This window comes from Candidatus Absconditicoccus praedator, assembly GCF_021057185.1.
Classification (GTDB): Bacteria; Patescibacteriota; Gracilibacteria; order Absconditabacterales; family Absconditicoccaceae; genus Absconditicoccus; species Absconditicoccus praedator.
This window is the reverse complement of record NZ_CP054059.1, coordinates 272,431-286,305: the sequence shown is the minus strand read 5'-3', so window position 1 is coordinate 286,305 and position 13,875 is coordinate 272,431. Positions and strand designations below refer to the sequence as shown.

Here is a 13,875-nt window from a genome sequence, read left to right as displayed (position 1 = left end):
GTTTTTTTTATTCTAATCTTTCTTTTGCTCTTTGTAAGTAATTTTCTGCATTTTCTTTGTTGCTTTTAATTTTGTCTATCTGTGTTTCTTCCATTGCTGTTTTTGATATTCTATAAGCCATCATAGCAAATCTTCTGGCTCTGCTGTCTTCAGCATCTCAAGCATCTACTGCAGCCATTCTAGCCTCTCTTGCAAGTTCTTCAAGCTGATCATGATATCATTGAATTTCATCGTCTTCTTCAGAACTTTCATCCTCATCTTCATCAAGTTCATCTTCATCGTCCCATCACCAATCTTCATCACTTTCTTCTGTGGAGTCGCTATCTTGATCTGTAAGGTCGTCTTCTTCTTGTGTAGCTTCATCATCATCTTCAGAGCTTTCATCGCTTTCATCAAGTTCATCTTCATCATCCCATCACCAATCTTCATCTGTAGTTTCATCGTCTTGTTCTATATTTTCTGTAGTATCTTCATCAACATCATTTTCATCTGGTTGTTCTTCATCGTTTGCCGCATAATGAGCTGGTTCTGATCAGCTTCCACTATAATCATTTTCTTCAACGGGTGGAAACATTACTGTATATACAAAATATCCAGCTCAAGCCAACATCAAAATTCATATCAAAGAAAAACTAGTTACAATAATTTTTAAGCTACTTCATCAGCCTGAGTTTTCAGTTTTGTTTTTGGCTTGAGAAGTTTTTTGAGTTTTTTTATTGTTTGATTTTGGTTGTTTTTTGATAGAGTCCATCTTTGTGTTGACTTTTGTGTTTCAGCTTTTGGCTGGTTTTTTGTCTTCTTTTTCAGTTGCTTTTTGTCATGCTACTTGATCTATATTTATTGCACTGGCTGTGCTTTGTTGGTCTTTTTGATCAGATTTAGAATTGTTATTTTGATTAGGTTCATCTAATTCATCAATATTGAAAGAACTCTGAATGTTATTTTGTTGTTGATTAGTTTCTTCTTGCGTAGGAGTAGCTTGAGAGCTTTCCTTTTGATCAGTTTCATCCAGTTCATCAATATTGAAAGAAGTTTGGTTGTTATTTTGTTCGTTATTGGTTTCATTATTTTGGGCAGCCTGAGTATCAGCTTTTTGAGGTTCATCTAAATTATCAATATTGAAAGGGTCTTGATTATTGTTTTGTTCATCTTGTGTGGTTTGATTGTTTTCATTTTGTTGGGCTGTATCTTCTTTATTGTATTGAGTTTGGTCAATTTCTAGATTGTTATCTAAATTAGTGTTTTCATTATCTTTGTTTTGTGTTGCTTTTTCGGTTTGATTGTTGTCCTGAGTTTGAGAATTTGTCGAAGAAGTTTTTTCTTGTTTTGTGTCTTTGCTTTCAAATTGAGAGTCTATATCAATATCGTCTGGTTCAAAGTCGGATATGTCAAAATCATCTATTTGAGTTTGTGCTTGTTTTTGTTGTTCTTCTGATAATGCTTCTCAAAGGTCAGAAACTTCTTCTTGTGGTTGTGTATTATGTTGACTAAAATTAACTTCATTTTGTTTTTGATTTTCAGAACTTTCTAGTTGTTCAGAAGTCTCTTCAGAAGAAATATTTTGTTTACTCTCATCAGTGAAATCTACATTGAAAGAGTCTTCAGCTTTAGATTCCTGAGCGGACTCATCAGAGAAGTCAACATTGAAAGAGTCTTCAGTCTTAGTAGATTCTTCTTGAGAAGATTCATCAGTTTTAGTTTCAGTAGTCTCATCAGAGAAATCAACATCAAAAGAATCTTCTTCTTTAGTAGGTTCTTCTTGAGAAGATTCGTCAGTTTTAGTTTCCTGACTAGTCTCATCAGAGAAATCTACATCGAAAGAGTCTTCTGCTTTAGTAGATTCTTCTTGAGAAGATTCGTCAGTTTTAGTTTCCTGACTAGTCTCATCAGAGAAATCAACATCGAAAGAGTTTTCTGCTTCTTTAGTAGATTCTTCTTGAGAAGGTTCGTCAGTTTTAGTTTCTTGGGTAGCCTCATCAGAGAAATCAACATCGAAAGAGTTTTCTGCTTCTTTAGTAGATTCTTCTTGAGAAGATTCGTCAGCTTTAGTTTCTTGAGTAGTATCATCAGAGAAATCAAGATCGAAAGAATCTTCTGCTTTAGTAGATTCTTCTTGAGAAGATTCGTCAGTTTTAGTTTCCTGACTAGTCTCATCAGAGAAGTCAACATCAAAAGAATCTTCTGCTTTAGTAGATTCTTCTTGAGAAGGTTCGTCAGTTTTAGTTTCTTGGGTAGCCTCATCAGAGAAATCTACATCGAAAGAGTCTTCAGTCTTAGTAGATTCTTCTTGAGAAGATTCATCAGTTTTAGTTTCCTGAGTGGATTCATCAGAGAAATCAACATCGAAAGAAATTTCTTCTTGTTGAGATTTAGATTCTGACTCTGATTCTTCAAAATTAATTTCTGTGTCTATATCTAAATCTTGTTCGGTTTCGTTTTCTATAGAATCATCTGAAAAATCGTCAATATTGATTTCATCTTGAAGCTCATCTCATTGGGTATTATCATCTCATGTATTACCTGAAGAAAAATCTATATCAAACTGTATATCAAGATCATCATCTTGTTTTGCTGTGTTTTCAGTTCAAGTTTGGTTCTGATTGTTTTTGTTTTCCTCAGCCATATTTTTTTTGTTTATATTTATTTAAATTTTGTTTTTGCTTTTTTTTACATTAGTAAGTATACATAAATTATAAATTTTGTCAAAAAATTGAAAAATAGTTTTTAAGAAGTTTTCTTAATAAACAATGTTTTTTGCTATTGACTTGAGTGGTGGTTTTGCTATAATTTCTTTAAACAAACAAAAACAAAACTTTCAAAGTTTTATTTTCAATAACTTAAATAATGAAAAAAATAGTTTTGTTTTTGTGCCTACTTGGCTTTTTAAATTTTGCTAATTCTGAATGGGTAGAAATCACTGATTGACTCACAGATGAAGCGCTAAACTCAGTAACTTGATTAGCAAAAGATAGCGATTGAAATGTATATGCATGAGTTGCTGGTGTAGACTGAAATTGACTTTATAAGTTTGATTTTGATAATAATTCTTGGGAAAAAATAATTTGATCTCCAACATATTGATCAACTCAAAATCCTCATATAGTCCAATGAACTGATTGAAATGATTATGTTTATTCTAGATCTCATATTTTAAATTTATCGGATATAGATTCTGGATGGAGTAGACCCGAAAGAGTGCCTGATGAAATTGTAGAAAAATATGATCCAAAAGAGTATAGTGATGCAGAAAGGTTGCAAACACATTTTTATATGCAAACTGTTACAGCTTGAGAATGAAGATTTTTGGTAGCTAGTAGAAAATGAAATCAAATATTACTTACATATGATCCAGTGAGCAAAGAATGGGAAGATCTAAATTTTCCTCACAAGAAAACTCGTGGTAGACTTCGTGAAGTAGATGGAGTAATTTTTTATACACCTAGAGATGAGTGACTTTTTGCTTATCAAAATTGAGAATGGACTAGAATTACTAATAATAGAAGAGTTTTTAGATGAGAAGTAGTTTCTCAGCATTCATGAATGGCTTTTGGTTGGAATTGAAATGCTGATGACAGAGAAATTTATTATTCATATACTCCAGTAAATGCAACACAAATCACAAGTGATAGAGTTTTGAAAATGGATTGATATACTTTCAGTGAAGAAACATCTGGTACTTGGGAAGAAAGGGATACTTGATGAAGATTTCCATCTCATGTTTTGGTGGATTCGTCACGGGAAGAGTACAATAGATGATCTTGATATGCTTTTTGATGTAGACCATTACTTGATATAGCTTATTGTGTAGATGGTAGATTTGGTTGATATTTCAAGCTAGAGAACTGAATTTCTGAAATGCCTGACTATACTAAATCACTTCCTGTATCTTTGTGAGATACTTCATTGAGAGTAGGTGATTCTGTGGCTTCTTGAAATGATATATTTTTCTTGATAAGATATAATGATGAAAAAACTCTTAAAAAAATGACTTTTGATGAAAATACACATGGCCAAATAGCAACTAATTTTGATACTGACTATTCATCTTATCTTGAATCAAAAAATCCTAAATGATGAGCAGTCTTGGAAAGTTGAGATATTTTGATTTGATGAAATTTGGATGACCAATCTTACTTGTTTGAGTATAATTCAAATTATGAACTACAAAATCAAACATCTCTTACTGGAGAATTGGTATATATGCAGTGAAGTATAAATAATAAATATACTTGAATTCTTACTACCCAAAAGCTTTATCTTTATGAAGATTGAAATAAAGCCTGGGCTTTTGATGTTTCTGATAAAAACATACTTGTGAATGATTATGGAAATGACAAACAACAAAAAAATCGTATTTCTGTATGAGATGACTGAAAAATAGCACTTTTGTATGATAAAAATATTGCAGTATTTGAGGATGAAGAAATAATTTATGAAGAATATTTTGGTAAAACTTATGCAAATGATATAGCCATAAATAGTGATAAAAATCATATCTATGTTACTGGTTATCAACAATTTAATAATTTGCAAGTAGCAGTAATTTTTGCTTATGAAATTTGAAAAGAATGAATAATTTGGGATACTTGGAATTTCAATAGAGATGAATTGTCTGCAACTGAAAATATGGCAGATACTAGATGATATAGAATACAAGTTTGACAAAATTGAGATTTGTATTTTGCTGGTGAGTCAGCAGGTTGAAATACTATTTTTAGGTGGAATGGAAAAGATTTAACTACAGGAACTTTGAATGGCTGAGATATGTACAATGCTTCTTGGGGGATTAGTGGTGCAGCTCATCTTTGATACCTTGGAAGAATAGATACAAATAATTGAGAAGTGAAACAATGACAAATTATTGTTCCTAGGCTATCAAACTGAAACTGAAATACATTTAGATCAAAGTATTGAGAAATTAATATAGATAATGATTGAAATGTAGTTTTCATGGCAACTTCTGCTTGTTGTGGTCCAAATAGGGATTTCCTATTAATAAATTGAGAAAGACTTTGAGAATATATTGGAGCAGATAATATATTGTATGTGACTGATGAAACTTTGAATGAAAGAATCTTATGGACAAGTCTATCTGCAAATAATTATTGAGAAGAACAATGAAAATCTGTATCTAGATGAGTTTTGGTGTGAGATGATGTGTTTTATGTTTTGAATGAAGTAGAAGATTGAGAAGTATTTACTACAAATAATGCTAATATTTCTTCTAGAAATAAAGAATGACAATCTCAAATAGTGCAAGTACAACTTTGAGAGTCTACTAGAGTTTTTGATTTTGATGGAGAAGATATAAAAGAAGAACATAAATCTATTGCTATAAACAATATTTCAACAACTGAATTAATAAAATATGATGATTCTGAAATAAATGTTGATATAGATTTAGAAAATGTGTCTAATAATGATGTTTTGGAAATACATCTAAAATCAAGTGTAGATGATGACCAAGTGTTTGCAGATAAAATATTGAGTTTGGATTCTTTAGAAAGTAATATTTCTGCAAGCTTGGAATTGTCTTGAGTTGGAAGTTATGATTTGGATAATATGATTTTGGATGTATCTGTTTATGATGACTATAAATGATGATATTCTGATATTGAAACTTTGAATATTGATTTTCAAGCAAAAGAAAAAACAACAGAAATTATAGAATCTTCTTATAATTTTAAATGATGGGATAATGGATGAGTAAATAGAGATGACTTCAATGTTATAGAAGCTGATCCTTCAAATTATACAGATAAGGTGAGTGATCTGGAGCCTGGCGATTGGCTTGAGCTTACTCCTTGAAATTATACTAATAATTTGAGAATTACAAATATGCATTGAACAAAAGAAAATCCTATAGTAATATCTTGACCTCAAGATTGAACTGCAACTTTTGTTAGAAAGTCTTGATCAAACACTATACAAATATCATGATCATCTTATGTAGTTTTGAAAGATTTTGATATGAATTGAGGAGGAAGTGGTAGGCGGTGAGATGCAATACAGCCAAGAAATTCAGCTTCTCATCATATTGTCTTGGAGTGACTTCATATATATAATTACTCCAACAGAATAGCTTTGAATACAAATAATGTAGCTTTGTGGGATTGGATCCTTAGAGATAATATTATAGAAAATAAAAGTACCTGAATATACATCTGAGATGCTTCATGAAATTGAGAAGCATTTGTGTGATGATTGATAGAATGAAATGTTTTCAAAGATACAACTTGATATAATATGCAAATCAAACATCAAAATTATAGAGATGATGTAGATTGAATGCCACAAGACACAAGACAAACAATAATAAGAAATAATACATTCAAAGATGCAGGTGATGGTAGATTTAGACCAAATTTATTATTGTGACACTTTCCATCATCAGGTGCAGGTAGTGATGATATGTATTTGGTATACAATAACTTGTTTTATAATAATCATGCAGGACATAGGAATGTACAAACTGACTCTACAGTAGCATTTTATAATAATATATTTGCAAATAATAATTGATGATGAATATTTGTAACAGATCATAATAATAATCCAAAAGATATTTATATTTTTAGAAATACATTTAATACAGATTCTACAGCTGTGCAAATAAGATGAGTAAATACAGATTATGAACAAATAGTTAAATGAAATGCAGTTTTTGCTAATAGTCCTTTTAGCCTACATTCAAATGTAGAAGAAAGTGACAATTTTACAAGAGATTATAATGAAGTATCAAACTATATTGATAATACTAATTATGAACCAATTAATGATGAGCTAAAAAAATGAAGCATTAATTATTGAATAGAACTTGAAGATTTTGATATTGATTATAACCAAAATCCTCGCTATGTAGCTACATATTGAGCAGTGAGTTTTGAATGAGAAGCAGTAGAGCCAGAAACATATGAAGTAACATTCAATATAAGTCCAGAAGAAGTAGAATATAATCTAAAAGTAGATTGAGATGACAATTTTGATTTGGAAAATGTAGAAGCATGAAGTTATGAGTTTGAGATCAAAGCTGAATGATATGAAACATATACATGAGAGTTTGAGATTGTAGATAGTGATAAAACAGTTGATATTGGTTTGGAAAAAGAAAGGAAAGAGTTTTGGACAAATACTTGATCAGTAGTTTTCTCGGGTGGACTGGCTACTGGAGAAAAAGAGGATCTATGAAGAATAGGAGTAAGAACCAAATTGGATGAGTCTTCAAAAAAATCCAACAATTATCTAAATATAGACTGAGCTATAAAACCAGAATGAGACTGGGATTGAGTAATAAAGCCGCCTCAAAATGCATCAGGTGTAAATAAAGATGAAATTGAATACTGAGAAAGCAAGCTTTGAGATAGGGTAAAAGCAGTGAAAAAACTTTGAGCAAATACTGGAGTAAGTTTGAAATCGGATACTGAAAATTGATTTGAAATTTCTTTTGAAGTAGAAGATGGTGAAGTATGAAAAACTTATGATATAATAAGATCTACAGATGCCAAATATTGGAGCAAAATAGACGCTGAATGTGAATTAAAAGAAGGTAAAGTTTGTAGATTTTTTACCAATCAGCTTTCTTATTTTGCTGTTGTTGATTCTTTGGAGTATGAGCTTGAAATCTTTGTGAAAGATGATCAATGAGACGATCTGGATGCAAAAATACAAATATGATCTACAACAAAAACTTGATCCAATGTGATTTTTGATCTGGATGAGTGAAGTTATGATATAAAACTGACAAAAGACTGATACGATACGAAAGAAAAAACAGTAGAGCTTGACTGAGACAAGGAAATACAAATCAGTTTGGATAAAAAACAAGAAGATTCTTGATGATCAGGTTGATGATCTTGATCGTCTGGATGAGGGTGATGAGGAGGCTGATTTGTTGCTCCTCCAGAAGATGATAAAAAAGAAAAAGATGAAATTGATGACGAAGAAGATGATGACTTATCTGATCAAGATTACCAATCTGTAGAGGAGGATGACAAAAAGCAGTATGAGTCTGCAGATGATATATATGAAGAGATATCCAATATCCAAGCTCATTCATCAATACTAGAAAAACAGATCAATCTATCCTCAATGAAGATAAAGATGCCTCAGTATGATTCTGAAGCTACCCAGCAGGCAATAAATAATATCAACAAGCAAATCGTAGATAAGTTGAAATCTAGGAGAGTTTCATGATTTGATCTGGCAGAGTTTGTAAGTTATTACAACAACTTTTTGGCTGTTTTCAAGATTTATCAAGAAAGTTGAGAAACTAAACCAAGAGAAAAAGCTCTAAACTATATGAATAATTTTGTGCAAATAATAAATAGTTATAATGATATTAAAGCTTGGGATGTATATGATGATGCAGAGTTTGAAAATTCTATCTGATTTTTGAATGCTTATGGTGTTACAAGTTTTAATAATATATATGAGTATAGGCCTGATTTTTATCTAACAAGAGAGGAGGCAGCTCATTTTGTATCCAACTTTGCAGAAAGGATAGTGTGACTAGAAAAGTCAGATAATCATTGTGAATTTGAAGATATTGATGGTGCTGATGAGACTTTGGTAGATAGTATCCAGTCAATTTGTAGAATGTCAATCATGAGATGAACAAATGGCAGATTTTATCCAAGCAGTTATATGACTAGAGCAGAGTTTTTTGCTGTGTTGATAAGAGCTATTTCTTGAGAGAGCATAGAAGAAAGTGGTATGGTATGGTGGGAAAATTATTTTGATTATGCCCAAAAAATATGAATAACCAAAGAAGAAGATCTATTGGCACAAAATAGGCCTATTAGCAGATATCAAGCAGCTTTGATAATGTATAGGATATGGATGCAGATGAAATAGGTTCAAAAATTTTTGGAGTGTGTAAAGCTTGTTTTTTTGGGGAGGATGCTGTTTGTGTTGATCTAAATGAAATAGATTTTTATTTACCAGATATCAATACAAATATACAAGTATGTTATGAATTAAGTGAAGAAAATATCCAAAGGGAAGTAGATCCTCTTTTGAAACAAGATTGAAAAAATATACTTGTTTATTTTGATAAGAAATGAGATTTTCAATTTGATGGTGTAGAAATAGTAGACTTTATTGATTTTTTTAATAATTTATAAAGACCATGCCAAAAATATCTGTGATAATGCCTGTATACAATACTGAAAAATATATCCAAGAAGCGATAGAAAGTATCAAAACTTATGCTTCAATAAAAACTTGAAAAATAAATTTTATAGACTATAATAGACAAAAAATCTTTTTTAAATTTTTTATCGTTTATGATGGAACAATTATTCAGCAAAATAGATGAAGTAATAATTAGGCAAAAATATCTTCAAAATATTGATAAAGTTTTGGATTTATGACTGATAAATATCATAGTTTGACCAAGAAGAGTTGGTAAAAGTTGTTTTTTGTATTCTGTAATAGATTATTTAATCAAAAATACAAAACTTAAAAAAACTCAAATATTTTATGTAAATAAAGAATGGAGAGAGTTTGACAATGTCAAAACATATAATGATCTAGTAGATTTATTTGAAAAATCCAATATAAATACAAATGAAATCTTTTTTGTATGACTTGATGAAATACAAGAAGTAGAATGATTTGAAAAATTTGTATTGGATATATTTAGTAAATATAAAAAAGCAAAAGTTTATGTAACTTGATCAAATTCCAAGCTACTTTCATCAAAATATGCAACTTTACTTTCATGAAGATATAGAGAACAAATCATATACCCTCTGACTTTTGAAGAATTTTTACAATTTTCAAAAAAAGAAGCTAACAAAAAAACTTTTTATGAATATCTTGAATTTGGATGATTACCCAAAATTCCATTGATTAATGACACAAGTTTGAGATATGATTATTTAAATGGTATCTATAATACAGTTTTTACCAAAGATGTTGTAGAATTTTTTGGGATAAGAAATGTTTCTCTACTTAGAAAAATAAATATGTATTTATTTAAGGAATTATGAAATTATTTTACTGCACAAAATATAAAAAAATATTTTAAATCTCAAGATATAAAAGTATCTGTAGATACTGTTTTAAATTATCTTGATTATTCAAAATCAGCTTTTTTGTTTAATGATATACAAAGATATGACCTAAAATGAAAAAAAACCCTTGAAATAAATAGTAAAATATATGCTTTTGATCTTTGAATAAGAAATGCTATTGCTTGATTTAGTCCAGTATCGGACATAGAAAAACTTTTGGAGTTGGTTGTTTTAAATCATCTGTTGGCAGATGGATATGATGTCAAGGTTGGAAATATGCAAGATAAAGAAATAGATTTTATTGCCAAAAAAGATAATGAAATAAAATATATCCAAGTTTGTTATCTATTATCAAGCAAAGATGTAGTAGATAGAGAATTTTGAAATTTACTTGCAATAAAAGATAATTATGAAAAGATAGTACTTAGTCTAGATGATTTTGTAAATAGTGATTATAAATGAATTAAACACTATAATATATTGGATTGGATTATATAAAATTTAATTATTTAATTCTACTAAAAAAGCAAACTATGCCAAAAATATCAGTGATAATGCCTGTATACAATACAGAAAAATATATCCAAGAATCTATAGAAAATATACTAAATCAAACTTTCAAAGATTTTATGGTGATATAAAAAATACTTGAATTTTGCTATAAAATAGTTATATTCTTTATAGGCAAAGAACAAAATTATACTTAATTACTTACTCATAAATAACAAAATGTTTTCTCAAATCATAAAAGACAATCAAGAAAGGCTAAAAAATCTTGAGATCAAAAAAAGAAACTACAGTTTTAATGAAGAGATTTTGGAATTAGATAAAATAGTATCTTTTATATGACCTAGGAGAGTTTGAAAAACCTATCTTATGTTTCAGTTTATAAAAGAACTTATAGATAAATGATTGTACTCAATAGAGCAGATAGTTTTTATAGATTTTTCTGTATTTAAATGAGATGAAATAAATCCTGAAGACATAATTAATAGCTATTATTCTTTATGAAACAATAAAAAACCTTTACTTGTCTTTGATGAGGTTCAAGATATAGAAAATTTTCAAAAATTAGTGTTACAATTGTATACTCAATGATATCAAATCTTTATATCAGGTTCAAATTCAAGATTATTATCAAGTGAGTTGGTGACTGAATTTAGGGGAAGAGTGTATGAATATTTTATAAATCCTCTTGATTTTGATGAGATACTAAATTTTAAAGATATCAAAAAAGAAAAAAAATATTCTTCTTCTTCAAGGTGATATATAAAATCAATTTTTAATGATGTATTAAAATATTGAAACTTCCCTGAGCTTGTTATTTCAAAAAACTCTATGATAAAAACAGAAGTTTTAAAAACATATTTTGATATATTGTTTTATAAAGATCTAACTGAAAGATATAGTATAGAAAATGAAAAAGCTATCAGATATCTTATAAAAAGAATAATACTTTCAAACACCAAGAGACTAAATCTTATCAAAATTTATAATGATCTACAATCTCAATGAGTTAAAATATGAAAAAACACTATTTATAATTATTATGAATACCTAAAAAATATATTTTTTGTTGAAGATATAGGTAATTTTTATAAAAAAACCTCAAATACATACCTATATAATTTTTGATTTTGAAATTTGTTTTGATATGCAGATAATCTTTGACAAAATTTTGAGAATCTTATTTATCTAAATCTAAAAAGAAAGTATAATAAAATTTTTTATAAAGAAGATCAAAATGAAATAGATTTTTATTTGCCGGATGTCAATACAAATATACAAGTATGTTACGAATTAAGCGAAGAAAATATCCAAAGGGAAGTAGATACTCTTTTGAAACAAGATTGAAAAAATATACTTGTTTATTTTGATAAGAAATGAGATTTTCAGTTTGATGATGTAGAAATAGTAGACTTTATTGATTTTTTAAATAATTTATAAAGACCATGCCAAAAATATCAGTGATAATGCCTGTATACAATACTGAGAAATATATTTCAGAAACAATAGAAAGTATACTAAATCAAACTTTCAAAGATTTTGAGTTTGTAATAATAGATGACTATAGTAATGATTGAACTTTTCAGATACTTCAAAGTTATGCTAATCAGGATAGCAGAATCAAACTTATTCAAAATCCTGAAAATATATGAGTAGTAAAAACAAGGAATAAACTATTTTCAAAAGTTTCTCCAGAAAGTAAATATATAGCAATAATAGATTCTGATGATATTGCTGAGCCTGATAGACTCCAAAAGCAATTTGATTTCCTAGAAGAAAATAATGAGTATAGTATAGTGTGATCAAATATTACCATCATAGATGAAAATGGTCAAAAAATTGGTCAAAGAAAATATCCGTCCAATCATGAGCAAGTAAGCAAAACAATACTCAAAAAATCGCCCTTAGCTCAGCCTGTAGTGATGATTAGGAAAAAAGATTTGGAAAAAGTATGATATTACAACGAAGAATTTGAAAGATGTCAGGATTATGAGTTGTGGTTTAGGTTTTTTGATGCTGGGTACAAGATAGCTAATATCCAAGAAAACTTGCTAAATTATAGGGTTTTTGAGTGACAGGGGAAGTCAAAGCACTTAAAACTTACTCTCAAAAATACTATCAAAGTTCAGAGCAAATATTTATTCAAAATAAAATATTTTGATATTTCATCATTTTTTTATCATATAGCTTTGAGGGTCCTTATGCTTTTGCCAAATAGTTTTGTGCTTTGGTTGTTCAAAAACTTGGAGTACAAAAGTTAATCTTATTTATTGGTTTTACATAAACTATAATTATAATATTTCTTGGCTTTACAGAAATAATGTATAAATATGAAAAATTGAGTTAAGGTTTGAATATATGAGTGGTATTACTTTTTGAAAAAAAGATTTTATATGAAGTAAAATTGATTTTTTTAGTTTTTTGTATATAAGATAAATCACTTTATTGCAAATAACATAACTAATATGTTTTGAAATTCAAATTATAAAAGTTTTATCAAAAAAAATTCATTTTTATTTGATTTTTCAGAAAAAATAATTAATATATGAATATGCCCGAGATGAGGAAGTCTTGTGACTTGCCCATCCACCCACAAGTAATGCCCTTACTTGTGGTTTTTTTATGTTTAAAAAAAGAACATGAAAAGAGTAAATGTTTATGTAGATGGGTTTAATTTTTATCATGGATTGGAAAAAAAGATAAATGATCCAAATTCAAAATGGGAAAATTTTTTTAAATGGTGTAATTTTAGAGAGTTATCAAAAAAATTTATAGATCCAGAAGCCGAGAAATTACAAAATGTTTTTTATTTTACTGCTTATTCAAAACGAAATCAGGCAAAGCTTGATAGGCACAAAAAATATGTGAAAGCATTAAGTTATTTTGGAAATAAGATTATTTTATGAAATTTTTCAAAAATCACCAGGACATACCAAAAAGATATGCCTATATTGGAGTTGTTATATAATTCAATTATCAATAAAGTGCCTTTTTGACTCAAAGATAAATTAAAACCAGAACTTTTGAAGTATCAAACATATGAAGAAAAGCAAACTGATGTAAATATAGCAGTGAAAATAGTAGAAGACTTTTTTAATGATAAGTTTGATGTCGCAATCATTATTTCTTGAGATAGTGATATTATACCTGCAATCAAAACAGCCAAAAAATATTGAAAAAATAAAAGGTTTGTGAATATAAATATTCCTTGAGCTAAATGAAAAGCTATAAAAAAATTTTGTGATAAATGTGAAATTATAAGATGAGAAGATATAAAAAATGCTATAATGCCTTATCAAATACAAATATCTTCTAAGGAAACAGTTTGCATTCCTGATGGATGGAGATAATT

Annotated in this window: 8 protein-coding genes and 1 pseudogene; 8 read left to right on the top strand and 1 reads right to left on the bottom strand. The window is 28.6% G+C overall.

Annotated elements, in window-relative coordinates; all coding sequences use genetic code 25:
- Positions 1 to 7 precede the first annotated feature (7 nt).
- Positions 8 to 2,623, bottom strand: coding sequence for a midas domain-containing protein (locus HLG78_RS01305; RefSeq protein ID WP_231179372.1), 2,616 nt, complete (start codon positions 2,621 to 2,623; stop codon positions 8 to 10).
- A 221-nt stretch (positions 2,624 to 2,844) separates the two neighbouring features.
- On the opposite strand from HLG78_RS01305, the gene HLG78_RS01300 reads away from it, so the two are divergent.
- From HLG78_RS01300 to HLG78_RS01265, 8 genes and pseudogenes are all read left to right on the top strand, one after another.
- The gene (locus HLG78_RS01300) at positions 2,845 to 8,853 is read left to right on the top strand and encodes an S-layer homology domain-containing protein (protein ID WP_231179234.1); all 6,009 of its coding nucleotides are present in this window, start codon (positions 2,845 to 2,847) and stop codon (positions 8,851 to 8,853) included.
- Positions 8,835 to 9,122, top strand: coding sequence for a hypothetical protein (locus HLG78_RS01295; RefSeq protein ID WP_231179233.1), 288 nt, complete (start codon positions 8,835 to 8,837; stop codon positions 9,120 to 9,122). The genes HLG78_RS01300 and HLG78_RS01295 overlap by 19 nt, the downstream gene beginning before the upstream one ends.
- Positions 9,123 to 9,127: 5 nt before the next feature.
- On the top strand, positions 9,128 to 9,328 hold the full coding sequence (locus HLG78_RS01290; protein WP_231179205.1) for a hypothetical protein: 201 nt from the start codon (positions 9,128 to 9,130) through the stop codon (positions 9,326 to 9,328).
- The gene (locus HLG78_RS01285; RefSeq protein WP_231179203.1) at positions 9,285 to 10,514 is read left to right on the top strand and encodes an ATP-binding protein; all 1,230 of its coding nucleotides are present in this window, start codon (positions 9,285 to 9,287) and stop codon (positions 10,512 to 10,514) included. The genes HLG78_RS01290 and HLG78_RS01285 overlap by 44 nt, the downstream gene beginning before the upstream one ends.
- Before the next feature lie 35 nt (positions 10,515 to 10,549).
- Positions 10,550 to 10,654, top strand: a pseudogene (locus HLG78_RS01280) (glycosyltransferase); the annotation flags it as partial.
- Positions 10,655 to 10,745: 91 nt separating this feature from the next.
- A complete protein-coding gene (locus HLG78_RS01275) occupies positions 10,746 to 11,963 on the top strand; it encodes an ATP-binding protein (RefSeq protein ID WP_231179201.1) in 1,218 nt (405 codons plus the stop codon).
- Positions 11,964 to 11,968: 5 nt separating this feature from the next.
- On the top strand, positions 11,969 to 12,784 hold the full coding sequence (locus HLG78_RS01270; protein ID WP_231179199.1) for a glycosyltransferase family 2 protein: 816 nt from the start codon (positions 11,969 to 11,971) through the stop codon (positions 12,782 to 12,784).
- Between the two features lie 378 nt (positions 12,785 to 13,162).
- Positions 13,163 to 13,873 carry an NYN domain-containing protein gene (locus HLG78_RS01265; RefSeq protein WP_231179156.1) on the top strand — a complete coding sequence of 237 codons (711 nt, stop codon included), beginning with the start codon at positions 13,163 to 13,165 and terminating at the stop codon, positions 13,871 to 13,873.
- Positions 13,874 to 13,875 lie beyond the last annotated feature (2 nt).